This window comes from Actinoplanes sp. NPDC049681, assembly GCF_044465265.1.
Taxonomy (GTDB): Bacteria; Actinomycetota; Actinomycetes; order Mycobacteriales; family Micromonosporaceae; genus Actinoplanes.
The window spans coordinates 43,898-68,686 of sequence record NZ_JBITLP010000001.1 but is presented as its reverse complement, the minus strand read 5'-3'; the positions used below and the strand labels follow the sequence as shown (position 1 = coordinate 68,686).

25 protein-coding genes are annotated in these 24,789 nt (G+C 71.1%); 14 read left to right on the top strand and 11 right to left on the bottom strand.

Going from position 1 to position 24,789, the window contains the following annotated elements; translation table 11 throughout:
* The first annotated feature begins 162 nt into the window (after positions 1-162).
* The 3 genes from ACIBO8_RS00365 to ACIBO8_RS00355 all read left to right on the top strand — a co-directional run bounded on the left by ACIBO8_RS00365 (position 163) and on the right by ACIBO8_RS00355 (position 2,012).
* A complete protein-coding gene (locus ACIBO8_RS00365; RefSeq protein ID WP_396112930.1) occupies positions 163-555 on the top strand; it encodes a hypothetical protein in 393 nt (130 codons plus the stop codon).
* 57 nt (positions 556-612) lie between these two features.
* Entirely contained in the window at positions 613-990 is a 378-nt protein-coding gene (locus ACIBO8_RS00360) for a helix-turn-helix transcriptional regulator (RefSeq protein ID WP_014440216.1), read from the top strand.
* A 341-nt stretch (positions 991-1,331) separates the two neighbouring features.
* Positions 1,332-2,012 carry a class II aldolase/adducin family protein gene (locus ACIBO8_RS00355; protein WP_396112929.1) on the top strand — a complete coding sequence of 227 codons (681 nt, stop codon included), beginning with the start codon at positions 1,332-1,334 and terminating at the stop codon, positions 2,010-2,012.
* A 10-nt stretch (positions 2,013-2,022) separates the two neighbouring features.
* Here the strand turns inward: ACIBO8_RS00355 and ACIBO8_RS00350 are convergent, their stop codons facing one another.
* From ACIBO8_RS00350 to ACIBO8_RS00335, 4 genes are read right to left on the bottom strand one after another with little or no spacing between them, the layout of a single operon-like run.
* A complete protein-coding gene (locus ACIBO8_RS00350; RefSeq protein WP_396112928.1) occupies positions 2,023-2,883 on the bottom strand; it encodes a tetratricopeptide repeat protein in 861 nt (286 codons plus the stop codon).
* A gap of 29 nt (positions 2,884-2,912) precedes the next feature.
* Positions 2,913-3,743: a DedA family protein gene (locus tag ACIBO8_RS00345; protein ID WP_396112927.1), complete on the bottom strand. Its 831-nt coding sequence runs from the start codon at positions 3,741-3,743 to the stop codon at positions 2,913-2,915.
* Positions 3,744-3,796: 53 nt separating this feature from the next.
* Positions 3,797-6,274: a polynucleotide kinase-phosphatase gene (locus ACIBO8_RS00340; RefSeq protein ID WP_396112926.1), complete on the bottom strand. Its 2,478-nt coding sequence runs from the start codon at positions 6,272-6,274 to the stop codon at positions 3,797-3,799.
* The gene (locus tag ACIBO8_RS00335) at positions 6,271-7,695 is read right to left on the bottom strand and encodes a 3' terminal RNA ribose 2'-O-methyltransferase Hen1 (RefSeq protein WP_396112925.1); all 1,425 of its coding nucleotides are present in this window, start codon (positions 7,693-7,695) and stop codon (positions 6,271-6,273) included. The genes ACIBO8_RS00340 and ACIBO8_RS00335 overlap by 4 nt, the downstream gene beginning before the upstream one ends.
* A 98-nt stretch (positions 7,696-7,793) precedes the next feature.
* Here ACIBO8_RS00335 and ACIBO8_RS00330 point away from each other — a divergent pair, with 98 nt between their 5' ends.
* Together ACIBO8_RS00330 and ACIBO8_RS00325 are read left to right on the top strand one after the other, a co-directional pair.
* Entirely contained in the window at positions 7,794-8,270 is a 477-nt protein-coding gene (locus ACIBO8_RS00330; RefSeq protein ID WP_396113839.1) for a SigE family RNA polymerase sigma factor, read from the top strand.
* Positions 8,270-9,319 (top strand): LCP family protein, encoded by a 1,050-nt coding sequence (locus tag ACIBO8_RS00325; RefSeq protein ID WP_396112924.1) that lies wholly within the window; start codon positions 8,270-8,272, stop codon positions 9,317-9,319. Before ACIBO8_RS00330 ends, ACIBO8_RS00325 begins: the two co-directional genes overlap by 1 nt.
* 21 nt (positions 9,320-9,340) lie before the next feature.
* Here ACIBO8_RS00325 and ACIBO8_RS00320 read toward each other — a convergent pair whose 3' ends face one another.
* Positions 9,341-9,535 carry a hypothetical protein gene (locus tag ACIBO8_RS00320; protein WP_396112923.1) on the bottom strand — a complete coding sequence of 65 codons (195 nt, stop codon included), beginning with the start codon at positions 9,533-9,535 and terminating at the stop codon, positions 9,341-9,343.
* 178 nt (positions 9,536-9,713) lie between these two features.
* Between ACIBO8_RS00320 and fbaA the strand changes: the two genes are divergently transcribed.
* Entirely contained in the window at positions 9,714-10,739 is a 1,026-nt protein-coding gene (fbaA, locus tag ACIBO8_RS00315; protein WP_396112922.1) for a class II fructose-bisphosphate aldolase, read from the top strand.
* A 103-nt stretch (positions 10,740-10,842) separates the two neighbouring features.
* Positions 10,843-11,373 (top strand): hypothetical protein, encoded by a 531-nt coding sequence (locus tag ACIBO8_RS00310; RefSeq protein WP_396112921.1) that lies wholly within the window; start codon positions 10,843-10,845, stop codon positions 11,371-11,373.
* 84 nt (positions 11,374-11,457) lie between these two features.
* On the opposite strand, the gene ACIBO8_RS00305 is transcribed toward ACIBO8_RS00310, so the two are convergent.
* Positions 11,458-11,742: a hypothetical protein gene (locus ACIBO8_RS00305; protein ID WP_396112920.1), complete on the bottom strand. Its 285-nt coding sequence runs from the start codon at positions 11,740-11,742 to the stop codon at positions 11,458-11,460.
* Positions 11,743-11,776: 34 nt separating this feature from the next.
* Complete coding sequence (locus ACIBO8_RS00300) at positions 11,777-12,955, bottom strand: LOG family protein (protein ID WP_396112919.1); 1,179 nt, start codon at positions 12,953-12,955, stop codon at positions 11,777-11,779.
* Between ACIBO8_RS00300 and ACIBO8_RS00295 the strand changes: the two genes are divergently transcribed.
* Both ACIBO8_RS00295 and ACIBO8_RS00290 read left to right on the top strand, forming a co-directional pair.
* Positions 12,935-13,966, top strand: coding sequence for an ADP-ribosylglycohydrolase family protein (locus tag ACIBO8_RS00295; RefSeq protein WP_396112918.1), 1,032 nt, complete (start codon positions 12,935-12,937; stop codon positions 13,964-13,966). The genes ACIBO8_RS00300 and ACIBO8_RS00295 overlap by 21 nt on opposite strands.
* Before the next feature lie 16 nt (positions 13,967-13,982).
* Positions 13,983-14,405 carry a DUF3151 domain-containing protein gene (locus tag ACIBO8_RS00290; RefSeq protein WP_396112917.1) on the top strand — a complete coding sequence of 141 codons (423 nt, stop codon included), beginning with the start codon at positions 13,983-13,985 and terminating at the stop codon, positions 14,403-14,405.
* 66 nt (positions 14,406-14,471) lie between these two features.
* On the opposite strand, the gene ACIBO8_RS00285 is transcribed toward ACIBO8_RS00290, so the two are convergent.
* Positions 14,472-16,319 carry a chromosome partitioning protein gene (locus tag ACIBO8_RS00285; RefSeq protein WP_396113838.1) on the bottom strand — a complete coding sequence of 616 codons (1,848 nt, stop codon included), beginning with the start codon at positions 16,317-16,319 and terminating at the stop codon, positions 14,472-14,474.
* Between the two features lie 130 nt (positions 16,320-16,449).
* On the opposite strand from ACIBO8_RS00285, the gene ACIBO8_RS00280 reads away from it, so the two are divergent.
* Positions 16,450-16,755 (top strand): hypothetical protein, encoded by a 306-nt coding sequence (locus ACIBO8_RS00280; RefSeq protein ID WP_396113902.1) that lies wholly within the window; start codon positions 16,450-16,452, stop codon positions 16,753-16,755.
* Positions 16,756-17,068: 313 nt separating this feature from the next.
* On the opposite strand, the gene ACIBO8_RS00275 is transcribed toward ACIBO8_RS00280, so the two are convergent.
* Both ACIBO8_RS00275 and ACIBO8_RS00270 read right to left on the bottom strand, forming a co-directional pair.
* A complete protein-coding gene (locus ACIBO8_RS00275) occupies positions 17,069-18,142 on the bottom strand; it encodes a diacylglycerol kinase family protein (RefSeq protein ID WP_396112916.1) in 1,074 nt (357 codons plus the stop codon).
* Positions 18,142-19,434 (bottom strand): adenylosuccinate synthase, encoded by a 1,293-nt coding sequence (locus ACIBO8_RS00270; protein WP_396112915.1) that lies wholly within the window; start codon positions 19,432-19,434, stop codon positions 18,142-18,144. Before ACIBO8_RS00270 ends, ACIBO8_RS00275 begins: the two co-directional genes overlap by 1 nt.
* Positions 19,435-19,661: 227 nt before the next feature.
* Between ACIBO8_RS00270 and purD the strand changes: the two genes are divergently transcribed.
* Complete coding sequence (gene purD, locus ACIBO8_RS00265) at positions 19,662-20,903, top strand: phosphoribosylamine--glycine ligase (protein ID WP_396112914.1); 1,242 nt, start codon at positions 19,662-19,664, stop codon at positions 20,901-20,903.
* 113 nt (positions 20,904-21,016) lie between these two features.
* Here the strand turns inward: purD and ACIBO8_RS00260 are convergent, their stop codons facing one another.
* Entirely contained in the window at positions 21,017-21,469 is a 453-nt protein-coding gene (locus ACIBO8_RS00260; RefSeq protein ID WP_396112913.1) for an SCP2 sterol-binding domain-containing protein, read from the bottom strand.
* 130 nt (positions 21,470-21,599) lie between these two features.
* Between ACIBO8_RS00260 and ACIBO8_RS00255 the strand changes: the two genes are divergently transcribed.
* The 3 genes from ACIBO8_RS00255 to purB are packed head-to-tail and all read left to right on the top strand — an operon-like array spanning position 21,600 to position 24,747.
* Complete coding sequence (locus ACIBO8_RS00255; RefSeq protein ID WP_396112912.1) at positions 21,600-22,103, top strand: ArsR/SmtB family transcription factor; 504 nt, start codon at positions 21,600-21,602, stop codon at positions 22,101-22,103.
* A complete protein-coding gene (locus ACIBO8_RS00250; RefSeq protein ID WP_396112911.1) occupies positions 22,100-23,329 on the top strand; it encodes an MFS transporter in 1,230 nt (409 codons plus the stop codon). Before ACIBO8_RS00255 ends, ACIBO8_RS00250 begins: the two co-directional genes overlap by 4 nt.
* Positions 23,326-24,747: an adenylosuccinate lyase gene (gene purB / locus ACIBO8_RS00245; RefSeq protein ID WP_396112910.1), complete on the top strand. Its 1,422-nt coding sequence runs from the start codon at positions 23,326-23,328 to the stop codon at positions 24,745-24,747. The genes ACIBO8_RS00250 and purB overlap by 4 nt, the downstream gene beginning before the upstream one ends.
* The last annotated feature ends 42 nt before the right edge of the window (positions 24,748-24,789 follow it).

The window sequence follows — 24,789 nt, the reverse complement described above, 5'->3', positions numbered from 1 at the left end:
GGGGTTTGAGCTGCATCAATGCCCGCGGCAAAGGTGCCCGTGGAGGTGATTCAGTTAACAATATTTCCTGTTACGAGGATGTTTCGGCGCGCGTCAATAGTTCCTTTCCGCCCCGCCAGGGCAGAAGGTTCCAGTTTCCGGACAGCCAGTACCCTCGATGTCATGGAAGCCCACCACGACCTGCGTAAATTCATCACTGAATTGCCCGTCGCGCAGCGTTGTGCCGTGCTTTCATCGGGTCGTGAAGTCGACTGTGACGTGCAAGCCCGTCGTGTGACGGTGCAGTACACGACGGTGCCGGCGTACGGGCGGACGCCGGGCGGTGGCCGTACTGATCGCGACATCGAAATGTGGGGCGGCTCACTCCAGGGGCGGGGATCGAGGAGCTCGACGGCGATGGGCAGCGACCAGAAGGCGACTGAGGCGTTGCAGGAGGCAGAGACCGAAGTCGGTGTCGCGGGAATGGTGGATCGGGGTACGGGCGCTGCCGTGCGGGGTGCCGGCCAGACGTGCCGATCGGCCTACCGTTCGATCGACTTCGGCCTTACGGCCTGAAAGTCAGCCGGTTCGTTCCTGCGCACATGCAGGAGAATCGATGCAGTTGGTGGAAGGATGGAGATCGTGGGAACTGCGTTGGCGGAAATGACAATGCCTCAGATCTCGCCGCTGGCCGGCGAGCCTATTGAACGTGCCGATGCGGAGCGGCTGGCCGGGGTGCTGAAGGCACTCGCGGACCCCGCCCGGCTCCGGCTGCTCAGCCTCATCCAGTCCGCTACGGACGGTGAGGCGTGCGTCTGCGACCTCACCGCGCCGCTGGGACTGTCGCAGCCGACCGTCAGCCACCACCTCCGGATCCTGACCGAGGCGGGGCTGCTCGAGCGCGAGAAGCGGGGCGTGTGGGCGTACTACCGCCTGGTCCCGACGGCGATCGCGACGATCGCGGACCTGCTCACCCCGCCCCGCAAGCGGGCCACGAAGAAGGCCCGCTGACCGGGCCGACGGCGAGCGGAGCCCGCTCGCACCGGGCGGGCCACGGGCAGGCCCGCCCCGCGTCGAGCGGGCGGTGGCACCGCCGGTCGGGCATGACCGGCCGGCAACCCTCGAAGGTGGACCGGCTGCCGGCCGGCCCCGGTCATCCGGCCGGGGAAGCGCCGGCCGGATGAGGTTGGCACGGACGAAGTAGGCAGGGACGCCCGTGTATGCGGGCAGACTTGGTAGGACCGCCGGCTTCGGCGGGAAGGTGCCTGGCGTCACCGAACGTTTGTCGAGCGTGACGCCAGGCGGGACACCTCCATCAGGATCCACCCCCGAGGACCCGAAGGAGTTGACGGGTGAACTACGTGCCCGGTGATCTGCGCGACCAGCTCGCGCACGTGGGCTACGACGTGGTGCAGGCCGGTCTGGTGTGCGGCAGCGGCGGCAACCTGTCCGCCCGTATCCCCGACGAGGACGCTTGCTGGGTGACCGCGAGCGGTGCGTGGCTCGAAAGGCTCAGCCGCTCGACGTTCGCGGCGGTGCGTATCACCGACGGCGGCCCGGCGATATCGGCCACGGGCGGCCTGCCGGCGCCGCGTCTCGAGCCGACCAGCGAGTTGCCGCTGCATCTGGCGCTCTACCGCGCCCGGCCGGACGTCAATGCGATCGTTCACCTGCATCCGCAGACGGCCCTGTTGCTCGACGCCCTGGGCGAGCACATCCGGATCGTGACGACGGATCACGCGTTCTACCTGACGCGCGTCTCGACCGTGCCGTTCCGGATGCCGGGCAGCGCCGAGGTGGCGGCCTTGACCGCGGCCATGGCGGCGGACGGCACCAACTGCCTGGTGCTGAGCCAGCACGGCTGTGTGGTGATGGCCGACAGCGTGGAGCTTGCCCACAAGCGGGCCCGAAACCTCGAGGAGGCCGCCCAGCTCACCTACCGGGCGCTGACCCTGGGGCGGCTGGACAACCTGCGCGAGGTGCCCGAGGAGTTCCTGGACGGGCTGGCCGGGACGGCCCCGCTGCGGGTCTGAAAGTGACCGCTCAGGCCTCGGACAGATCTTGCAACGCCGCCGCGGCCAGCGTGTCACCCCTCTCCGCGGCCTGACGGAAGTGTCGCTCGGCACCGACGAGGTCACCGTGGCGCTGGAGCAGGACCGCGAGATTGTGATGTGCGTGCGCGTCGCCGAGCTCGGTGCCGGCGCGGTAGGCGGCTTCCGCAGCGTCGTCGTCGCCGAGGACATCGGCGTAGAGGTTTCCTAGCGGAACCATGCTGTCGGCTTCGCCCAGCTCCATGCCACGCACGAGCACCAGGCGAGCCTCTTCGACCCGCCCCGTGCTCACCAGCAGGACGCCCAGGTCGGCGCGGGCAGAGGGGTACAGCTCAGCTCCGGCGCGCAGGGCCGGCTCGAGGGAAGGGTCGAGGCTCTCGTCCCACCGCCAGCAGGCCAGCACCGCTGCGGCCCGCTCGTTGCCCGCGGCACTGGCGCGTTCGACCGCCTCGAGGGCCGCGTCATGCTCGCCCCGCTCCCGCAGGGCGAAGGCAAGCATCAGGGTGCCGCCGCTGTCGCCGGCACGCTCGGCCTGCTCGTAGGCGCGCATCTCGCCGGCCAGGTCGCCGAGTTCGCCCAACACCAGGCCCAGGTTCAGCCAGGCATCGGTTTCGCCGCGCTCGAGGGCAAGCTCGTAGGCGCCCACCGCTTCACGAAAGCGTTTCTGCCCGGCCAGGGTGTTGCCGAGGTTGAAGGCGGCGCCGGCATCGCCGAGGTCCGACGCCCGCCGGAAGCAGTACTCCGCGCCGCCGGCCTCGCCGCTGTCCGGGAGGTCGCACCCGATGCCGACCAGCTCGTCGACGTCGGAGGTCGCACACGCCTTGCGCAGCAACTCAGCCGGGGTCGTCTCCACGATCTTGATGGTGCCTCACGTGGCAGCGCTCAGGCGGAGTGACGCGGCCGGTGCTTCCGGCGGTCGTTCTCGTCCTCGTCCTCGTCGGTCAGCTCCTCCGCGATGCCGGCCACGGTCGCCGCGGCCACGACGCCGATCGCGGTCGCGGGGCCCGTCTCCCCGGACATGCCCGCCGCGGCGGCGCGCTTCTTCGCCCGGCGCTCGCGGAGCATCTCGATGATGATCGGCAGCACCGAGATGAGCACGATCAGGGCCACGACCGGCAGGATGTAGTGGTCGATCTTGTCGCCGACGGCGTGCCAGATCCGGTCGGCGAGCAGGTAGCCGACCAGGATCACGCCGTCGCACCAGAGCACCGCGCCGACCACGTTCCACAGGAAGAACTGCCTGGCCGGCATGCCGAGGGTGCCGGCGACCGGGTTGAGGAAGGTCCGGACGATCGGGATGAACCGCGCCAGCACCACCGCCTTCGCCGGGCCGAACTTCTCGAAGTAGTACTCGGCCTTCTCCACGTACTCGCGCTTGAACAGCCTGCTGTCCGGGCGGTCGAACATGCGCCGGCCGTACCGGGCGCCGAGGAGGTGGCCCAGCTGGGCGCCGAGGACCGCGCACACGGGTGCGCCGATGAGCAGCCCGATCAGCGACATCCGGGTGCCGTCGCCGAAGATCGAGTCGGCCACCGGCGAGGCCGCCACGCCCGCCAGGAACAGCAGAGAATCCCCCGGGAAGAAGAAGCCGACCAGGAGGCCGGTCTCCGCGAAGAGGATCGCCCAGACCCCGATCAACCCGAAGGTGTGCAGCAGTTCCTGCGGGTCGAGCGGATTCAGAGCGAGCTGCTCGGTGAGCGCACTGTAGGTCACGATTAGGAGGGTACCGGCCGCTGCCCTGCCGGCACCTGTGCGAACGCTGAGGATTACAGCCGGGGATCCACCGGCTCCGATTCCGCAGCCAGGATGGCGAATACCAGCTCGTGCACCCGCCAGAGCGGGGCGCCCTCGGCCAGCCGGTCCAGCGCCGCCAGGCCGAGGCCGTGCTCACGCAGCGCCAGCGCCCGCTTGCGGCCGAGCCGGCGCTGCCGCAGCCGCTCCAGCTGTTCCGGCCGGGTGTACTCGGGGCCGTAGATGATCCGCAGGTACTCCCGTCCCCGGCACTTCACCCCCGGCTGCACCAGGCGGCCCTGCGCGTCCGTCGCGCCCAGGCCGGCGTACGGCTTCACGACCATGCCCTCGCCTCCGGCCGCGGTCAACGCCAGCCACCAGTCGGTCGCCGCCTTCTCGGCAGCGGCGTCGTCGAGGTCCACCACCATCCGCCGGGTCGGCGTGAACAGGCCCGGATCGGCCGCGACGAGCCGGTCGGCAACGTCGAGATGCCAGCCGTGGTCCTTGTCCTTGTGGCTGGTCGCGGGCGTGGCGAGCACCGCGAACGGTGCCAGGGTCACGCCGGTCAGGCCGTCCGTCGGCTGCACGTACGCGCGGTAGGCCGCCGAGTATCCGGCGATCTCCGCCGCCCGCAGCTCGATCCGGTCGCGCAGCGCGCCGACGTCCAGCCCGCGCGCCGCGACGCGGTCGAGCAGGGACAGAGCCGCGGGCAGTGCGGCTCGCCCGGCCGCACCGACGCCGGCGTACCGCTCGCGGATCAGCCCGCCCGCCTTCGCCGACCACGGCAGCAGCTCGGTGTCGAGCAGCAGCCAGCCGTCCTCCAGGACACCCGCCGCGACGGCCGCGGCACGAACCTTCGCCAGCAGCTCCTCGTTGCGGGCGGCATCGAAGAACGGTCTTCCCGTACGCGTCCAGACGGCGTCCCCGGCCCCGTCGCGCGAGACCCGCACGACGGCACGCGAGCCCATGTGCTTCTCCTCGCACACGACCTTGCCGACGCCGGCCGCCCGCAGATCCGCGAACGCCGTCGACGGGTGCTCGAGGTAGCCCTCGACCGTCGCCGTGGAGCAGGGCGCCATCGTGGGCGGCAGCCACACCAGCGTCTCGGGGGCGAGCGCGAAGCGGCTCATCACCTCGAGCGCCGCGGCGGCGTTCTCGGCGGCGACCGTCGTGCGCCCGTACCCGTAATCGAGGTGTCGTCGTCCGGTCACGTCGGCGAGGTCGAGGCCCTCGTCGGGGCGGACCGGCTCGGCGATCAGCGGCCGGGCCGGGGCGTAGTACTCGCGTGCCGCCGGCACGGAGACGAGCTCGCGCGACGGCCAGCGCAGCGCGGTGAGCTTGCCGCCGAACACGCAGCCGGTGTCGAGGCAGATCGTGTTGTTGATCCACTCCGGTTCCGGGGTCGGGGTGTGGCCGTACACGACGGCTGCCGAGCCGCGGTAGTCGCGCGCCCACGGATAGCGGACCGGGAGGCCGTACTCGTCGGTCTCGCCGGTCGTCTCGCCGTAGAGCGCGAACGAGCGCACGCGGCCGGACGCGCGGCCGTGGTATGCCTCCTTGAGGCCGGCGTGCGCGACCACGAGCTTGCCGCCGTCCAGCACGTAGTGGCTGACCAGGCCCTCGATGAAGGCGTGCACCTCGGCCACGAACTCGGGCGTCTCGGCCTCCAGCTGTGCCAGCGTCTCGGGCAGGCCGTGGGTGAGCTGTACGTTGCGGCCGTTGAGCTTGCGCGCCAGCTTCTGCTCGTGATTTCCCGGCACGCAGATCGCCGTACCGTTCTTGACCATGCCCATGACCAGGCGGAGAACCCCCGGCGAGTCCGGACCGCGGTCCACCAGGTCGCCGACGAAGACCGCGGTGCGCCCTTCCGGATGCACCGCGTTGTCGCGGGTGACGGCGTACCCGAGCTTCGTGAGCAGGGCGTCCAGCTCGGCGCGGCAGCCGTGCACGTCGCCGATGATGTCGAACGGGCCGGTGAGCTCCCGCTTGTCGTTGAACAGCTTCTCGTAGCGGATCGTCGCGCCGGCGATCTCGTCGGTGCCGCGCAGCACGTGCACCTTGCGGAAGCCCTCGCGGGCCAGCTGACCCAGGGAACGCCGCAGGTCACGATGCATCCGGGTGAGGACCTGACGGCCGAAGGTACGGTCCTCGCGGGCCTGCGTACGCTCCCACGCCAGCGCCTCCGGCACGTCGAGCACCACGGCGACCGGCAGCACGTCGTGCTCGCGGGCCACCTTGATCAGCCCGGCCCGGGCGTGCGGCTGGAGGTTGGTGGCGTCCACGACGGTGAGCCGACCGGCCGCGAGCCGCTTGGCGGCGACGTAGTGCAGCACGTCGAAGGCGTCACCGGAGGCCGACTGGTCGTTCTCGTCGTCGGCGACCAGCCCGCGGAAGTAGTCCGAGGAGAGCACCTGGGTGGGCGCGAAATGCTGCCGGGCGAAGGTGGACTTGCCGGATCCGGAGATGCCGACGAGCGCCACCAGCGCCAGGTCGGGAATGTCGATCTCGGTCATGCCGCCTCCTTCCGGGTGAAGATCGCCATCTGTGTCGGGTTTCCGTAAGTCTCGTCCAGATCTCCGACGCCTCGGATCGCTACGTCGTAGCCGTGCGCGCTCGCCATGCGGGCGGTCCAGTCGGCGAACTCGGCGCGGGTCCATTCGAAGCGGTGATCGCTGTGCCGCATGCCGGTCAGGCCCTCGTAGAGCACGTTGTACTCGGCGTTCGGGGTAGTCACGACGACGGTCGCCGGGCGGGCGTGGCCGAAGACCGACCCCTCCAGCGCGGGCAGGCGCGGCGGGTCGACGTGCTCGACGACCTCCATCAGCACGGCGGCGTCGTACCCCTTCAGCCGGTCGTCCCGATAGGTGAGCGCCGACTGCCACAGCGTCACGCGCCCGCGCTGCCGCTCCGGCACGCGGTCCAGGTGCAGGCGCCGGTGCGCCAGCTCCAGGGCCCGCGAGGAGACGTCGGTGCCGACGATCTCGGCGTAGCGCTTGTCCTTGACGAGGGCACCGAGCAGTGCGCCGCCGCCACAGCCGAGGTCCAGCACGCGGGTGGCCCCCGACTCGGCGAGGGCGGCCAGCACGGCGTCGCGTCGCTGCTCGGCCAGCGACTGCTTGCGCGCCACCGGCAGCTCGGCCTCCTCGTCGGCCGCGGTGTCGACGGGTGCGTCGACGGTGTCCGGGTCGTCCCGGTCGAGCTGCTCCAGCGCGCTCGCCGCCAGGGACCGGCGGTGCGCCAGGTAGCGGCGGGTGATGAAGACCTTCTCCGGGTGTCCGGAGAGCCAGCCCTCGCCCGCGCGGAGCAGCTTGTCGATCTCGTCCGGCGCCACCCAGTAGTGCTTGGCGTCGTCGAGCACGGGCAGCAGGACGTACAGGTGGTTGAGCGCGTCGGCCAGCCGTAGCGTGCCGGTGAGGGTGAGATCCGCGTACGCGCTGTCGCCGGCGAGCGGGTGCCCTTCCGGGACGTCGTCGAGCGGGATCGGGCGCACGGTGACCGTCCAGCCGAGCGGCTCGAACAGCGCGATCGGATCGCCCTTGCAGCGCAGCACCGGCACGTGGATCTCCAGCGGGATCGGCTCGCCGGCGAGGTCCGGGCGGTCCCTCGACTCGCCGCGCAGCGCACTGCGGAACACCTTGGCCAGCGCGCTCGCCAGGAGGCTGGAGGCCGCGTACGGGCGGTCGTTGACGTACTGACCCAGCGTGAACGACTCCGGCGCCGCCTGCTGCTTGCGCCCGCCGCGGGCGGCACCGAGCCGCTGCGGGTCGACGTCGAGCAGGAGCGCCGCCGTGCACCGGTCCTCGCCCGCGTCCGGGAACAGGACGTGGGCCGTGCCGGTGGGCACGTCGAAGGAGTGCACTTTGTCGGGGTGCTTGACCAGCAGGTAGCCGAGGTCGGTCGCCGGCCGGTGGGTGGTCGTCACGGTGAGCAGCACCGATCGATGATCGCAGCGGCTGTGGATACCGGCGAACCATTTGCGCGAGGCCGCAATGATTCCCGGGTCCGATCCCGTCGTAGGAAGCGGAGGTGGCCGTGACCTACGAGGAGTTCGCCGACAGCCGGCTCGACGCGCTGCTGCGCTATGCCGTCATGCTGACCGGCGACCCCCACACGGCCCAGGACCTGGTCCAGGAGACCATGGTCCGGGTCCAGCTCAGCTGGCGGCGGGTCGTGGCCAGCGACTCCCCGGACGGCTACGTGCGCAAGATCCTCACCAATCAGTTCATCGACCTGCGCCGCGGTTCGTGGCTGCGCCGGGTCCTGCTGCGCGCGGAGCCGGATCCGGTCGCCGCCCCCTCCGACCACGCCCAGGAGTCCGCCGAGCGCGACCGCATCTGGGGCATGCTCTCCCGCCTGCCCCGGCGTCAGCGCGCGGTCCTGGTCCTGCGCTACTACGAGGACCTGCCCGACCAGGAGATCGCCGATGTGCTCGGATGCGCGGTCGGCACGGTTCGCTCGTCCATCTCGCGGGCGCTCGCCACGCTCCGCGCCGAACTGGTGGAGGCCTGATGTCCCCGATCGAGCCGTCCCCGATCGAGGAGGAGCTGCGGGCGGCCTTCGCCCGGCACGAGGCCGACATCCCGGCCGCCGGCCCGGTGCGTGCCAAGATCGATATTGCTCGGGTACGGGCAAAGCGCCGTCGCCGCGTCCGCCGCAGTACCGGTGCGGCCGCCGCACTGCTGATCGCGATCGCGCCTGTGCCCGTCCTCGTGGACCACTGGCGGCACACACCGGCCGCGGTCGGCAATCTCTACGGCACCGCCTCGCGGTCCCCGGAGGCCGTCGGCCCGCTGGACGTCCTCCTGCTCGGCAGCGACAACCGCGCCGCCGACGATGACCCCGCGAACCGCCGCGCCGACATGGTGATGATGGTCCACCTGCCCGCCGACCGGTCCCGCGTCTACCTGGTCAGCCTGCCTCGCGACGGCGCGGTGCAGCTGCCCGGCGGAGCGGCCAAGCTCACCGCGACCATGTTCACGGGCGGTCCGCAGCTCACCCAGCGTGTGGTGTCGGACCTGACCGGCGTCGACTTCGATGCGACGGTCACCGTCGACTTCCGGGCGCTGCGCTCGATCACCGAGGCGGTCGGCGGCGTCGAGCTGTGCCTCCCGGCGCGGCTGAGCACCGGCAGCAAGGGCAAGTCGTACGAGGCAGGTTGCCGCCGGGTCGGCCCCGAGGACGTGACACCGATCCTCCGGGGTCGCTACGGCCTGAAGAACGGCGCGTACGACCGCGACCGCAACGCCCAGAGATTCCTGCGCTCCCTGGCGACGAAGCTGACCCTGGACGGCACCACGACCGACCCGGGCCGGCTGCACAGCCTCATCGAGGCCGGCCGCGACGGCATCACGGTCGACGGCGACATGGACGCACTCCTGGGAGCCGCCGGGTCGATGGGCTCGGCGGAGGTGATCGGCGTCAGCGCGCCGAGCTTCCACACCCTCGCCGACGGCCGGGAGCAGATCTACCCGGGAGTGGGGCCCGCCCTCTACGCCGCGATCCGGGCGGATCGGCTCGGCGGGTGGGCGGACGCCCATCCCGATTACGTCCTCAGATAGCGCAAGGGCCGGTATGCCGGATCAGCGGTAGTCGTCCTCCAGCTCGACGATGCGGCTCTGCTCGTGGGCGTCCCACTCGGAGACCTCGATGCCGGAAGGCGCCCCGTCCTCTTCCCGGTCGTCGTCGTCCAGCCAGCCCGAGGTGGTCTCCGTGGCCTGCTCGGCCGCGTCCACCTCCGGCGTCTCCAGGTCGTGCTCGTTGCTCGGGTACGTCATGCCGACTCCCTTCGCCGTTGGGTCAATCGTGCCCGGTCCGCCGCCGTCACGGTGGGTAAACCGTACGCCGCCAACAGGGCGATTTCCGTCACCGTCCCCTGCTGCGGAATACTGCCTGCTGGAGGACAGCGCGGTCCTGCCCTCTGCTTCGTCGTCCGAGAATCAAGGAGCGCTACCGATGCCCATCGCTTCCCCTGAGGTCTACGCCGAGATGCTCGACCGCGCCAAGGCCGGCGCGTTCGCGTACCCCGCGATCAACGTCACTTCCTCGCAGACCCTCAACGCCGCCCTGCAGGGCTTCGCGGAGGCCGGCAGCGACGGCATCATCCAGATCTCCACGGGTGGCGCCGAGTACGTCTCCGGCCCGACGGTCAAGAACATGATCACCGGCGCGGTCGCGCTCGCCGAGTTCGCCACCGAGGTCGCGAAGAACTACCCGATCAACATCGCGCTGCACACCGACCACTGCCCGAAGGACAAGCTCGACAAGTACGTACGCCCGCTGCTGGCCATCAGCAAGGAGCGCGTCGACAACGGCAAGGCGCCGCTGTTCCAGTCGCACATGTGGGACGGCTCGGCCGTACCGGTCGAGGAGAACCTGCAGATCGCCGAGGAGCTGCTCGCCGCCGCCGCGGCCGCGCACATCATCCTCGAGATCGAGGTCGGCGTGGTCGGCGGCGAGGAGGACGGCGTCTCCGCCGCGATCGACGACAAGCTGTACTCCACCGTCGAGGACGGCCTGGCCACCGCCGCCGCCCTGGGCCTGGGCGAGAAGGGCCGCTACATGACGGCCCTGACCTTCGGCAACGTGCACGGCGTCTACAAGCCCGGCAACGTCAAGCTGCGCCCGGAGATCCTCAAGGAGATCCAGGAGGCGGTCGGCGCCAAGTACGGCAAGGAGAAGCCGTTCGACCTGGTCTTCCACGGCGGCTCCGGCTCGCTGCTCTCGGAGATCCACGGCGCCCTGGACTACGGCGTGGTGAAGATGAACATCGACACCGACACCCAGTACGCGTTCACCCGCCCGGTCGTCGACCACATGCTGAAGAACTACGACGGCGTGCTGAAGATCGACGGCGAGGTCGGCAACAAGAAGGCGTACGACCCGCGCGCCTGGGGCAAGCTGGCCGAGAACGGCCTGGCCAAGCGAGTCGTCGAGGCGTGCGAGCACCTGCGCTCGACGGGCACCACCCTCTCGAAGTAACGAGCTCCCCGCGGCCGGTCCCCGTTTCGGGGGCCGGCCGCTCTCGTGTTGCGGGCCCCCGCCGACCCGTGGGTACGATCGTCGTCTTCTGTTCTCGGAGGCGGTGATCTTGCTCGGCATCGAGGGTTACGAACCGCACTGGCACTACGACGCCGACGCCCTCGCCGCCGTCCACCGAGCGCGGTTCTCCCGCATCATCGGGACGAAACTCCTGCACGGCTGGCTCATGTGGGACCTCTCGGAGCGCGGCTGGTTCGCCGACGGGCCGGTCATCCTCGGCTTCGGCGGAGCCAACGTCGAGATCACCCACCGCAAGTTCGACGAGTGCGCCATCACCTGGAACCAGGTCGACATGAGCGCCCCGATCGACTGGTACGCCACCGGCATCCAACTCGACTGGCGAGCCGACCCCCACGCCGCCCTCCGCAACGCCCGCGGGCGCGTCCTGCGCGAGGTCAACATCATCGAGCGGACCACGGTCGCGGAATGGCGGCCCCGGGTCCTGCACGCGGTCGAGTTCCTCTTCGAGGGGGCGCGGCTCGCGGTCTACAACGCGATGGACGAGAACGGGCTGACCGACGTACCGGAGATGGATCTGCCGGTCGCCAGCTGGCGCCGGGTCCACGTCGCCTGACCGGCACGGCTGAATCGGGCCCATCGGTGCCGGGACCATGTCGCCGGACCGCGGATCGGCCCGGCACGACATCCGGGCCGGGCGTCAGTCGCCGCCGCCCCCGCCGTCCGACCATCCACCGCCGTCGTGCGAGCCGCTGTCGTGCCAGCCGCCGTCGTGACCGCCGTGGTGGCCGTGACCGCTGTGGTGGCCGTGGCCGCCGTGGTGGTGTCCGCCGGTGTCCCACGAGGCGCCGTAGTCCACGATCGGGCCGCCGTCGCTGCCGCCGACGCGCCGGCGGGAACGGTCCGTGACCTTGGTGCGTCCCGCTACGGCGCCCGCGATCACGACCACCAGCAGCAGCATCAGCACGAAAAGGATCATCGCCATGGCCGCAGTGTGCGGCACGCGTGCCACCGAGGAATCACGGGTTCAGCGCCGCCATCGCCTCGTCCAGCGAGTCCGTCACGACGATCAGGTTCGACTGGTCGCCGTGCGGTGATCGTGCCAGCAGGGGCCGCAGCAGCTCCTCCACCGGCAGCTGCGCCCAGTGCGCCACGCCCAGGAACACGAACGCGCCGGACGGGCCGTCCGTACGGTAGAAGGTCTTCGTCGCAGCCTGGAAGACCTCCTGCACGGTGCCCGCCCAGCCCGGGGCGAACACGATCCCGCCCCGGGACAGCCGCAGGATCGAGTCCTCGCGGACCGCATTGGAGAAGTACTTGCCGATCTGGCCCGCGAACAGGTTCGCCGGCTCGTGGCCGTACAGCCAGGTCGGGAGCGCCAGGCCGCCGTGCGTGAGACGCCCGACCACGTCTCCCGCGACGGCCTCGGGCGCGGGGAATTCCTGGCGGACGGCAAGGGCCGCCGCGGTGTAGGGGTCGTGGTCGAGGAAGTCCGGCGTCGGCGCGAGCTTGCCGATCGCCACGGAAAGTTCAGCCTCGCTGCGCGTGGCGAAATAGGCGCCCAGATTGGCCGCCTCCATCACCCCCGGACCACCGCCGGTCACGATCAGGCGGCCCGCTGCGGCAAGGCGGTGGGCCAGGGTCGCCGCCATTCGGTACGCGTCGGAGCCACGCGGTTCGGCGTGCCCGCCCATGATCCCGACCGCCCCACGGGCGCCGTGCGCGTCGATCCACGCCGCGAGCGCCTTGCCGAGCGCGTTGTCGACGCCGGCGTCGTGCAGCCGCTGCGCGATCGCCTCCCGCAGGTCGGGTGCCGCCCCGCCGTGCTCGAGGAAATGCTGGTAGACGCGGGTGTCGTACATGCCGGCGAAGCCGTCCTCGGCGAACCCGAAGGCCAGATCCTCGGGCGTGTAGAGCAGCGCCGGGTGCGTCGGGTACGGCCGGGCGTCGAAGGGCGGGATCAGCTGGGCGCCGCGGCGGATCAGATCCACCTCGACCTCGGCCGTGGCCAGCTGACAGCCCACGAAAAGGGTGCCGGAGACGTCGACGCCGGTGAAGTCGGGTGGGTTCTGGTCGAGCCGCAACCCGAGGACGATCAGGCCGGCCAGCGACCGCTTGGCGAGGTGAACGTCGAACTCGGCGCGCGACTCCACCTCGAACTCGGTGGCGTCAAAAGGATGAGAGAGATCCCCGAACATCCCCGTAGGGTAGCCACCGTGCGAAACGCCTCAGGATCGTTGTTCGGGCTCGCGTACGGAGACGCGCTCGGCAAGCCCACGGAGTTCCAGGACTACGAGTCCATTGTGGCTCGGTACGGCGCCGGCGGTCCGCGAGACCTCGAAGGCGACCCGGCGCTCGTCACCGACGACACCCAGATGATGCTCGCGGTCGGGGAAGCCCTGGTCACGGCGCCGTCGATCACGCCGGGCGGCTACGAGCCGGTGCTCCGGCAGGCGTTCCTGGACTGGGCGATCAGCCCCGACAACAACCGCGCACCGGGCATGACGTGCCTGCGCGCCTGCGCCGACCTCGCCGACGGCCGGCCGTGGCAGCGCGCCTCGCAGATTCACTCGAAGGGCTGCGGCGCGAACATGCGGGTTGCGCCGCTGGGCCTGATGCCGGGGCTGACCGACGACCAGCGGGCCGGCGGGGCGCAGCTGCAGGCCGGGTTGACGCACGGGCACGCGACCGGGCTCGCGGCGAGCGAGGCGACAGCTTTCGGCGTACGGTGGCTTGCCGACGGTCTTGATCCTCAAGAGCTGCTGCCGGCGTTGCGTGATCGGTGCGCCTCCCAGCGAGGGACATATCGCCAGGAGTGGCTCGGTGATCTATGGCAGCGGCCGGCCGTCGACAGCCCGTCGCAATTCATCGCTCGCGGCTGGGACGAAACCGACGCCGCCCTGGCCCGGGTCGAGCAGGCATTGCGTCGGGGCGACGTCGCAGGCGATCCCTGCCTGGTCACGGGAGCGGGCTGGATCGCGGAGGAAGCGCTGGCCACGGCCCTGTACTGCTACCTGATCTCGCCGGACGACCCGGTCGCGGTCCTCGGCCGGGGAGCGGCCTCGTCCGGTGACTCCGACTCGATCGCCTGCCTCGCCGGGGCGTTCGCGGGAGCGGCGCTGGGCATGGCGGCGTGGCCGGCCGAATGGCAGGAGCGGATCGAGTACGCACCGCGCCTGCGTGCCCTGGGCGACGCGTGGGATCTCTGAGGGGTTGAATGGCACCATGCAGAATCTCCTCCCCGAGCCCCCGGCGACGCGCCTGCCCGCCGACGAGGCGGCCGATGCGGCGCTGACCGAGGCGGCGAAGACCGGCACCGACGACGCGTACAAGGAGGTGGCGGCTCGGTTCCCGGCGTACAGCGGCGGCTGGGCGGCGCTCGCCGAGAACGCGCTGGCCGACAAGCAGCCGGTCACCGCGTACGCGTACGCCCGCACCGGTTACCACCGCGGCCTGGACGCACTGCGCCGCAACGGCTGGAAGGGACACGGCCCGGTGCCGTGGTCGCACGCGCCGAACCAGGGCTTCCTGCGCTGCCTGCACACCCTGTCGCTGGCCGCGGCGGAGATCGGCGAGGCGGACGAGGCCGCCCGCTGCGCCCAGTTCCTGCGCGACAGCGACCCGGCCGCCGCCGACGCCCTGTCCTGACGTTCCGAGGGCCAGGCCCGGCCTGGCCCTTCATACCCTCCTGCCCGGGCCAGGCGCGTCGGGCCTTTACAGCCCTTCCGCCACCGCCGCGGCGATCTTCAGCCACGAGTCGCGGGTGCCGTTCGAGAGCTGCCCGTACCGGAGCGGCTCGCCCGAGTCGATGAGCTTCTCGTACGGCGCCAGCAGCACCGCCCGGGTCCGGGCCGCGAAGTGGCGCTGGATCGCCGGCAGATCGATGTCCTTGCGGGTAGGCGGCATGGTGACCACGCTCACGGCCTGCCGCACCAGCCGCTGCCGTCCGCTCTGCTCCAGATGGTCGAGCATCCGCGCGGCCGTCTCGGCGGAGTCGTTCCGCGCCGACATTGTGATCACCAGCTGGTCGGTGGCATCCATCGCCGCCTGCCAGTTCTGCGCCCGCACGTTGTTACCGGTATCCACGAAGATCAGCTTGTAGAACCGGCTGACGATCTCCCGGATCTCCGCGAACGCGCTCGCCGTCAGCATCTCACCGGCGGTCGCGGACTCGTCGGACGCGAGCACGTCGAACATGCCCTCGCCCTGCGCCCGCACGTACTGCGACAGGTCCCCGACCCGCCCGTGCGACCCCCGGAACAGGTGCAGATCCCGCATCATGTCCCGCACCGTACGGGCGTGAAAGTCCTGCTGGGCCCGCATGCCGAGGGTGCCCTGGGTCTCGTTGTTGTCCCAGGCCAGCACATAGCCACCGCGCTTCTGCCCGAACGTCATGGCCAGCAGCAGCACGGCGACGGTCTTGCCGGCCCCGCCCTTCGGGTTGACCACGGTCACCTGCCGCAGCCCGCCGAAGTTGCGCCGGACCATCTCGACGTCCTGCTTGTACTCCTGCTCCCGCTTGCCGGGCGCGAGCCGGACCAGGCCCATCGTGCCCTTCTGCAGCATCGCCCGCGCGCCCATGGTCGCCACCGGCTCGGCCGGCTTCGCCAGCCGCCGTCGCGCGAACTCCTCGGCGGTCGGGGTGCCGTCGGAGACCCAGGGCAGCTGCTGGTACGGGTCGGCCGGCGGCGGATGGGGTCCGGGCGGCTGCTGAGCCTGATGCGGAGGGACGACAGCCGGCGGGTACGGGCCGGGCACCGGCGGGGTGGGCTGCCCGTTGGCGCTCCAGGGCGGCGGGGGGCCTGGCTGGGGCGCCACCGGGCGGGCCTGATGCGGCAGGGCGTGCTGTCCCGGGGATGCGGCCTGGTGTGGACCGGGCTGCGGTCCAGGAGGTGTGGCCTGGTGCGGCAGGGGCTGGGGTCCCGGGGTTGTGGCCTGGTGTGGACCGGGCTGCGGTCCAGGAGGTGCGGCCTGGTGTGCGCCGGGGAGTGTGGCCGGGTGTGCACCGGGCTGCGGTGCCGGCGGCGTGACCGGGTATGGGGCGGTTTGCGGTCCCGGGGCTGGGACGTAGTGTGCGCCGCCCTGCGGTCCCGGGGGCGTGACGTGGGGTGCGCTCGGTGGGGCAGCCGAGTGCGGCCCGAGCTGAACCGACTGAGGGTCCAAGGGTTCGGTCGGCGGGTTGGCAGCCTGGTGCCGGCCGGGAGTCTGCGCAGCCGGCCGGTACACCAGTCCTTGGCTGTTCGCCTCCGGGACGGTGTCGCTTTCGGAGCTCTGCCTCGGCGGTGGCGTCGCGTAGTAAGTAGGTGCGCCGGACACCGCGCTGGTGCTGGACAGAGGTGCGACTCTGCCCGGTCCCGGTGCGGAAGTCACCTCCACTCCGAACGTGGCGCCCGCTCCGGACGTCGGTGCGGTGCCCGGCAGGGAAGCAGCGCCGGAAACCGGCGTGGCGCCGGATCGGAGCCTCGTGGAACCGGATTCCGCTGCGCCGGGGCGCTGCGGTGGCTTGGCCCACGGGGAGTCGCCGCTCTGCGGCTGCCCGGCGTCCTCCCGTGTGCCGGGCATCGCGGAATCTTGACCCCGGTTTACTGAGCGAGCTGCTGCGTTCGGATCGACCGGGCTCCCACTCACCGGCGCTGTGGCCGGGCCGACGATGCCGCCGTCGCGGGCGGAAAGCGCGGAGAAGGGGCCAGGGTTGCCCGAAACGGGCGTGCTGGGCGAGAAGTGGCCGGGCTCGCCGGACACCGGCGCCGATGCGGAGAAGTGGCCGGGGGCCTCGGACATCGGCGTGGAGTGGCCGGGCTCGCCGGACACCGGCGTGGATGCGGAGAAGTGGCCGGGCTCGCCCGACACCGGTGCCGATGCCGAAAAGTGCGCGGATTCGCCGGACACCGGTGCGGCTTGCGGCCACGGCCGGCCGGAGTTGTCCGGGCCCGGCGGTTGGGCCGGCACGCGCGGTGCGGTGCTCGCGGAACCACCGAACGGCGGCGCCGCCGGCTGAGCGGTCGGCGGTGTCGTGGGGAGCGGCGCAACGCGGTCGGCCGGGCGGTACAGGCCCGGGTCACCCTGGTGCGGCGCCGGGGACGGAACCGGCGAAAGCGGGAATGCCGGCGGTGCCTGGTGCGGCACCGGTTTGCCGCCGTGCACCGGAGCGTTCAGCTCCTCCGGCGGCCAGAACGGCTCGACGTCCCGGTCGGGTGGTGAGCCGTTCGTGCCCGGGACGTAGACGCGGTCGGCGTTCTCGTCCTCCACGGATGCGACCTCCCCATACTGCGATTTCGTACCTGCGTACTACCTCAGACTGGCACAAGCGGTCATGGTGCGTACACCGCCCAGGCGCCCGGCTCGGTCCACCACGAGCGCTTGCGGGTCATGGTGCCCGCCACGCCGTCGTCGAGGAACTGGAGCTCGCCGTCGCGGGGGAGGACCGAGGTTGCGCGACCGCGGGCTCGGCGCACCTCTATACGTACCCTCGGCTTCTTGAAACGCTGCTTGACCACGACCGGGACCGCCACTGCCACCTCGACCCGGCCGTCGGTGGGGTCGCCGTCGGCGAGCAGCTGGAGGCCGTCGAACTCCGCGTAGCCGGCACCGTTGCCGATCGCGCAGGCCAGAACGCCCTCGCTGCCGTCGGACAACACGGTGTCGTCGACCTCGATGCGTCCCCGCCATGGCACCGCCCGGCCGGCGTCGTCGACGCCTCCCACCAGAGCACCGTCCACAGTCACCGAGCCGCCGTCGTTACGCAGTAGGTCGAGGCGGCGCACGTTGCCGGCGAGCACGGCCGCGGCCACCTCGGCGGGATCGCGTGGGAGACCCAGCTGGGCGGCCAGATCATCACGATTGCCGGGATCCAGCGGAAGAATCGCCACCGGCGGGAGATCGGGAACAGTACGGTCGTCCGCCAGGTCACCGGGGCGCTTGCTGGGCGGGGGCGCGTACCGCCGGACCAGCCGGCGCATGACGGCCCGCAGCTGACCATCGGTGGCTGTCGCAACGATCAGGCGCACCTTGCTGTCGGCATCGGGCCAGCTCAGCCCATCGGGACGCGGGGCGGCGTCGAACCGTGCGATGACGGCGTCGATGTCGGCGTCGGAGTGGGCTACGACGGTGTCGACCCTTGCGCCGGCTTCCGTGAGGGCTTCCGCGCATTTGAGCACCGGCACTCGGGGTTTGTCGCAGATGTCGCTCTCATCGGCACCACAGGCGCCGTCGCCCACTGGAGTCTCCGCCTGCGGCGGTGCGGTCACGTAGCTATCCGCGGCGCCCGAAGTGCCGGCCGTGCCCGGAACGGCGGCGGCCGAGCCGCAGCCTCCGCAGGCCGCGCCGCAGGCGCCGGCAGCCGAGCCGCCGCCCTCGGCGAGGCTGAGGACGATCACGTCGTACATCAGGCCTCGCTCAGCACCGAGTGCCGCTCGATGACCTCTTCGCGCCCCGGGCCGACGCCGACGACGGAGATGCGGGCGCCGATGCGGCTCTCCACGAACTCGACGAAGCGCTGCGCGTTCTCCGGCAGCTCCTCGAAGTGACGGCAGCCGCTGATGTCCTTCTTCCAGCCCGGGAGCGTCTCGTAGACCGGTACGGCGTGGTGGAAGTCGGACTGGCTCACCGGCATCTCGTCGTGGCGCACCCCGTTCACCTCGTACGCGACGCAGACCGGAATCTCGTCCAACCCGTCGTAATTGTCCAGTTTGGTCAGGACGAAGTCGGTCACGCCGTTGATGCGCTGGGCGTAGCGGCCCATGACGAGGTCGAGCCAGCCGATGCGGCGGGGGCGGCCGGTCGTGGTGCCGTACTCGTGACCGACCTCACGCAGGTAGTCGCCGGTCTCGTCGTGCAGCTCGGTGGGGAACGGACCCTCGCCGACCCGGCTGGTGAACGCCTTGAGGACCGCGACGACCCGGTCGACCCGCGTCGGCGGGATGCCCGAGCCGGTGCAGGCGCCGCCGGCGGTGGCGTTGGAGCTGGTCACGAACGGGTACGTGCCGTGGTCGACGTCCAGCAGCGTCGCCTGTCCGGCCTCGCAGAGCACGACCTTGCCCGCATCGAGAGCCTGGGACAGCTCCAGCGCGGTGTCGCCGACCATCGGGCGCAGCCGCTCCGTGTACGACAGCAGCTCCGCGATCACCTCGTCGGGCTTGATGGCGCTCCGGTTGTAGATCTTCGACAGCACCTGGTTCTTGAACGACAGCGCCGCCTCGACCTTCTGGCGCAGGATCGACTCGTCGAACAGGTCCTGGATGCGGACGCCGAGGCGGTTCATCTTGTCGGCGTACGTGGGGCCGATGCCGCGACCGGTCGTGCCGATTCGCCGGGCGCCGAGGAAACGCTCGCTCACCTTGTCGAGGGAGCGGTTGTACGACGCGATCACGTGGGCGTTGGCGCTGATCCGTAGCCGGGAGGTGTCGATGCCGCGCGCCTCGAGCACGTCGAGCTCCTGGAACAGCACGGCGAGGTCGACGACGACGCCGTTGCCGATCACGGGGGTGACGCCCGGGGTGAGGATGCCGCTCGGGAGCAGGTGCAGGGCGTACTTCTCGCCCTTGATCACCACGGTGTGGCCGGCGTTGTTGCCGCCGTTGAACTTGACCACGTAGTCCAGCCGGTCGCCCAGCAGGTCCGTCGCCTTGCCCTTGCCCTCGTCGCCCCACTGGGCGCCGACCAACACGATCACCGGCACTTGACTGACGCCTTCCGTTGAAACACGTCGTACACGGAGAGGCCCGGGTACTGCCGAAGTTTACGCGACCGCACCCCTGGCTGCTGCCGGGTTGTCCACAGGTCGGATCGGTTATCCACAGGCTCCGCGAGTTATCCACAGGGTGTCATGCCGCGGTCGCTGCACGTGCATTGTGGACCTGTGGACGACCGTGAGCGAGATCCTCGGCGGCCCGTAGGATCTGCCGAGTGCGCGTACTTCTGATCGGATCCGGTGGGCGTGAGCACGCCCTCGCCGTAGGCCTGGCCGCAGACCCTTCGGTGGAAGAGCTCATCGCGGCTCCGGGCAATCCCGGCATCGCGTCCGTCGCGACGCTTCGTGACGTTACAGCTACGGACCCGGCCGCGGTTGCCGCGCTGGCCGTCGAGGTCGGCGCGGACCTGGTCGTGGTCGGCCCGGAAGCCCCCCTGGTGGCGGGCGTGGCGGACGCCGTGCGCGCGAAGGGCATCGCCTGCTTCGGCCCCACCGCGGCCGCAGCCCAGCTGGAGGGCTCGAAAGCCTTCGCCAAGGACGTCATGACCGCGGCCGGCGTGCCGACAGGGCGCTCCTACACATGTACGTCCACCGCCGAAGTGACCGCCGCCCTCGAGGAGTTCGGCCCGCCGTACGTGGTCAAGAACGACGGTCTCGCCGCTGGCAAGGGTGTCGTGGTCACCGATTCGCTGGACGCCGCGCGGCAGCACGCGGCGGAGTGTGGCCGAGTCGTCATCGAGGAGTTCCTCGACGGTCCCGAGGTGTCGCTGTTCGTGGTCACCGACGGCACGGCGGCGGTGCCCCTGATGCCGGCGCAGGACTTCAAGCGCGTGGGCGACGGCGACGCCGGGCCGAACACGGGCGGGATGGGGGCCTACGCGCCCCTGCCCTGGGCGCCGGCCGACCTGGTCGAACGCGTGATGGCGGAGACTGTCGAGCCGACGCTGGCCGAGATGCGCAAGCGTGGCACCCCGTTCGCGGGCCTGCTCTACGTGGGGCTGGCGCTGACCGGCAAGGGCCCGCGGGTCATCGAGTTCAATGCGCGCTTCGGCGACCCCGAGACGCAGGTGGTGCTCGCGCTGCTGGCGTCGCCCCTGGGCGAACTGCTGCACGCCGCCTCGACCGGCACGCTCGCCGACTTCCCGCCGCTGCGCTGGCACGACGGCGCCGCGGTGACCGTGGTCGTGGCCGGCCACAACTATCCGGATACGCCGCGCACCGGCGACGTCATCGAGGGTGGCGAGCGGCCCGGCGTCATCCACGCCGGCACGGCCCGGCGGGAGGACGGCGCGCTGGTGTCGTCAGGAGGTCGCGTGCTGAGCGTCACCGCGACCGGGGCGGACCTCGCGGCGGCGCGCGCGGCGGCCTACGAGCTGGTCAAGGGCGTGCATCTCGACGGCTCCCACCACCGCACGGACATCGCCCTGGCCGCGGTCGAGGGCCGCATCACCGTCTGAGGAAGACGCCCTCGGCGGAAGCCCCGGCGGCGACGCCGTTTGAGGAAGACGGAGAAAGCGCAACGCCGGCCCGAGCCAGGAGGCCCGGACCGGCGTCAGCGACCGTCGGTCGGTCAGCCCTTGGGGATGTCGAAGAGCTTCGCCACCTGAGCCGCCAGGCCCAGGTCACCCTTCGCCTTGATCTTGCCGGTCATGAACATCATCATCGGGTTGCCGTCGCCGGAGACGACCTTCAGGAAGGTCACCGGGTCCATCGTCATGGCGAGCTTCGGCTCCCGTGCGGGCTGGTTGGTCACCGTGCAGGCGCCGTTCTCGATCACCGTCTCGTAGGTGTCGGTGCCTCCGCCGGGCCCACCGGTGATGTTCCAGTGGATGACCGCCTGGGTGGAACCGGCCCGGTCCGCCCGGAAGAGCGTGGGCATCCGGTTGAAGACCTCGTCCAGGACCTTGCTGCGGCTGTCGGAACCCATGACCTCCGCGATCTTGGAATCCGGGGTGGACTTCACCAGCGCGGCGAACTCCTTCGGACCGATAGCGGCGAGCGACTCAGGGTTGAATTCAGTCATCGGTGGACCTTTCGGAATGTGCGCCAGACCTACTCGCGAGTAACCCTAGCGATAACCGCGTCACTTGGCAGTCTCTCAACCGCCAAACAACTGTTGGACAGTGAGCCCCGTCTCTCGTAACTTTCGCACCATGCCTTCGGGAGATCGTCGCCAGGCCGTGTTCCGGGCGATGGCCCATCCCGTACGGCTGCAGATCCTCTCTCGGCTCGCGGGCGCCTCGCTGACCGCCGCGGATGTGGCCCGGGAGCTTCGCCTCACCCACGCCAACGCGAGCTACCACCTGCGCAACCTGCTCACCGCCGGCCTTGTCGTGCAGGACGGCGAGGAGCGGATCCGCGGCGGCGTGGCGAAGCGCTACCGCTACGACGCCGCCGGGGCGTTCCCGCACACCCGGCAAGCCCTGTTCGTGGCGGTCGCCAACGAGCTGATCCGGCGTACCGCGGAGGCCGACTGGTCCGTCGCCGGCACCGTGACCGACGCCGAGCTGTGGGTGGACCCCGCCGTCTTCCGCGAGGTCCGCGACCGCATCGCCCGGGCGAGCCGGGAGCTGCAAGAGGCGGCCCAGGCGCCGCGTACGCCCGGCACCGTGCGCACCAGCACGACCGTAGCGATGTTCCGGATGGCCGCGGAATGAGTGTTGCCTTCCGTTTCCTGCTCGCGGGCCGCACTGTCGCCGCGTTCGGCAACGCGATCGCCCCGGTCGCGCTCGCCTTCGCCGTCCTGGACCTGACCGGTTCGGCCGGCGACCTGGGCCTCGTCGTGGGCGCGCGGATGACCGCGAAGGTGCTGTTCCTCCTCTTCGGCGGCGCCTTCGCCGACCGCGTGCCGAAACACCTGCTCATGGTCGGGTCCGGGTTGGCCGCGGCGGTCACCCAGGGTGCGATCGCCGCTCTGGTTCTGACGGGTACGGCCACGGTGCCGCTGCTGATCACCCTGTCCGCGGTCAACGGCATGGTGGCGGCGCTGGCGCTGCCGGCGTCCTCGGCGATCCTGCCGCAGCTCGTGCCGGCGGAGCAGCGGCAGCGGGCGAACGCTCTCAACCGCCTGGTGTTCAACGGCGCCTACATCGTCGGCGCTCCCGTCGGCGGCGTCCTCGTGGCGACCGCCGGGCCGGGCTGGGGCATCGCGATCGACGCGTCGACCTTCCTGCTGTCCGCGGCCTGCTTCGCCGCCGTGGGGTCCGTGGCGACGCCGAGGAGCGGGAAGGCGGGCATCCTCACCGACCTGCGGGCCGGGTGGACCGAGTTCCGGTCGCGTACCTGGATCTGGGTGGTGGTGTCCGCCTTCGCGCTGATGAACGCGAGCCTGAGCGGCGGGTTCAACGTGCTCGGCCCGCTGGTAGCGCAACATTCGGTGGGCCGCCAGGCATGGGGCTTCGTGCTGGGCGCGCAGACCGCCGGCATGGTTCTCGGCGCCGTCGTCGCCATGCGGATCCGCGCGAGAAGGCTGCTGTTCGTCGGCGTGCTGTGCACCGGTTTCCAGGTTCTGCCGCTGCTTACTCTCGGCGTCGCCCCACGCCTGGGGTTGTTGCTGGCTGCGGCGTTCCTCGCCGGCTTCACGGTCGAGCAGTTCATCGTCGCCTGGGAGACGAGCATGCAGGAGCACGTTCCCGCCGACAAGCTCGCGCGCGTGTACTCGTACGACATGGTCGGGTCCTTCATCGCCATCCCCGTCGGTCAGGTCCTTGCCGGGCCGATCGCGGAGGCCGTCGGCGTCGAGCCGACGCTGATCGGCGCGGCCGGCCTCGTCGCTCTCGCGGTGCTCGGCATGCTCGCCAGCCGGGACGTGCGTCACCTGCGGCACAGGCGGCCCGACGGCGAAAAGGCCGACCTGCAGCCCATGGAAGAATTGGCCGCGTGAGCATCCCGAACGTCCTCGCCAGCCGTTACGCCTCCGCCGAACTCGCCGGGCTGTGGTCGCCCGAGGAGAAGATCCGGATGGAGCGCCGGTTGTGGCTCGCCGTCCTGCGCGCCCAGCGCGACCTCGGTGTCGCGGTGCCCGACGGGGTGGTGGAGGCGTACGAGCGGGTGGTCGACGACGTCGACCTGGCGAGCATCGCCGAGCGTGAGCGGGTGACCCGGCACGACGTCAAGGCGCGCATCGAAGAGTTCAGCGCCCTTGCCGGGCACGAGCACATTCACAAAGGCATGACGTCGCGCGACCTCACCGAGAACGTCGAGCAGCTTCAGGTACGCGCGTCGCTGGAGCTGATCCGTGGCCGCGTCGTCGCCACGCTCGCCCGGCTGACCGAGCGCGCGGTGGAGCACACCGACCTCGTCATGACCGGTCGCTCGCACAACGTCGCGGCGCAGGCCACCACGCTGGGCAAGCGGTTCGCGAGTGCGGCCGAGGAGCTGCTGATCGCGTACGAGCGGCTGGACGATCTCATCGGCCGCTACCCCCTGCGCGGCATCAAGGGACCGGTCGGTACGGCCGCGGACCAGCTCGACCTGCTCGACGGCGACGCGGAGAAGCTGGCTCAGCTGGAGGAGAAGGTCGCGCGGCACCTCGGGTTCGAGCGGGTGCTGACCAGCGTCGGCCAGGTCTACCCGCGCTCGCTGGACTTCGACGTGGTGTCGGCGCTTGCGCAGGTGGTCGCGGCGCCGTCGTCGCTGGCGACCACGATCCGGCTGATGGTGGGCCAGGAGCTGGTGACCGAGGGGTTCAAGCCGGGTCAGGTGGGCTCGTCGGCGATGCCGCACAAGATGAACACCCGCTCGTCGGAGCGGGTCAACGGGCTCGCCGTCATCGTCCGCGGCTACCTGTCGATGGTCGGTGAGCTGGCCGGCGACCAGTGGAACGAGGGCGACGTCTCCTGCTCGGTGGTGCGCCGGGTCGCCCTGCCGGACGCGTTCTTCGCCACCGACGGGCTGTTCCAGACGTTCCTGACCGTGCTCGACGAGTTCGGCGCGTACCCGGCGGTGATCGCCCGCGAGCTCGACCGCTTCCTGCCGTTCCTGGCGACCACGAAGATCCTGGTCGCGGCCGTCCGCAAGGGCGTGGGGCGCGAGGTGGCGCACGAGGTCATCAAGGAACACGCCGTGGGCGTGGCGCTCGCGATGCGCGAGAAGGGCGTCGCCGAGAACGACCTTTTCGACCGACTGGCCGCGGACGGGCGGCTGGGCCTGTCCCGCGCCGAGATCGATGCTCTGGTCGCGGACCGCGCCGCGTTCGTCGGCGCTGCTCCGGCCCAGGTGCGGGCGGTCGCCGACCGGGTCGCGCGGATCGTCGCGGCGCACCCGGAGGCCGCGGGCTACGCGCCCGCGCCGATCCTCTAGCAAGGCCCACCGGGGGTGGCGGAGCAGATCTCACGCCACCCC

Excerpts from the sequence above, each read along its gene's own strand:
- ACIBO8_RS00365 (WP_396112930.1), top strand. The coding sequence starts at position 163 with ATGGAAGCCCACCACGACCTGCGTAAATTCATCACTGAATTGCCCGTC.
- ACIBO8_RS00360 (WP_014440216.1), top strand. The coding sequence starts at position 613 with ATGGAGATCGTGGGAACTGCGTTGGCGGAAATGACAATGCCTCAGATC.
- ACIBO8_RS00340 (WP_396112926.1), bottom strand. The coding sequence starts at position 6,274 with ATGACCGAGATCGACATTCCCGACCTGGCGCTGGTGGCGCTCGTCGGC.
- ACIBO8_RS00325 (WP_396112924.1), top strand. The coding sequence starts at position 8,270 with ATGTCCCCGATCGAGCCGTCCCCGATCGAGGAGGAGCTGCGGGCGGCC.
- ACIBO8_RS00320 (WP_396112923.1), bottom strand. The coding sequence starts at position 9,535 with ATGACGTACCCGAGCAACGAGCACGACCTGGAGACGCCGGAGGTGGAC.
- fbaA (WP_396112922.1), top strand. The coding sequence starts at position 9,714 with ATGCCCATCGCTTCCCCTGAGGTCTACGCCGAGATGCTCGACCGCGCC.
- ACIBO8_RS00305 (WP_396112920.1), bottom strand. The coding sequence starts at position 11,742 with ATGGCGATGATCCTTTTCGTGCTGATGCTGCTGCTGGTGGTCGTGATC.
- ACIBO8_RS00295 (WP_396112918.1), top strand. The coding sequence starts at position 12,935 with ATGAGAGAGATCCCCGAACATCCCCGTAGGGTAGCCACCGTGCGAAAC.
- ACIBO8_RS00300 (WP_396112919.1), bottom strand. The coding sequence starts at position 12,955 with ATGTTCGGGGATCTCTCTCATCCTTTTGACGCCACCGAGTTCGAGGTG.
- ACIBO8_RS00290 (WP_396112917.1), top strand. The coding sequence starts at position 13,983 with ATGCAGAATCTCCTCCCCGAGCCCCCGGCGACGCGCCTGCCCGCCGAC.
- ACIBO8_RS00285 (WP_396113838.1), bottom strand. The coding sequence starts at position 16,319 with ATGCCCGGCACACGGGAGGACGCCGGGCAGCCGCAGAGCGGCGACTCC.
- ACIBO8_RS00275 (WP_396112916.1), bottom strand. The coding sequence starts at position 18,142 with ATGTACGACGTGATCGTCCTCAGCCTCGCCGAGGGCGGCGGCTCGGCT.
- ACIBO8_RS00260 (WP_396112913.1), bottom strand. The coding sequence starts at position 21,469 with ATGACTGAATTCAACCCTGAGTCGCTCGCCGCTATCGGTCCGAAGGAG.
- ACIBO8_RS00255 (WP_396112912.1), top strand. The coding sequence starts at position 21,600 with ATGCCTTCGGGAGATCGTCGCCAGGCCGTGTTCCGGGCGATGGCCCAT.
- ACIBO8_RS00250 (WP_396112911.1), top strand. The coding sequence starts at position 22,100 with ATGAGTGTTGCCTTCCGTTTCCTGCTCGCGGGCCGCACTGTCGCCGCG.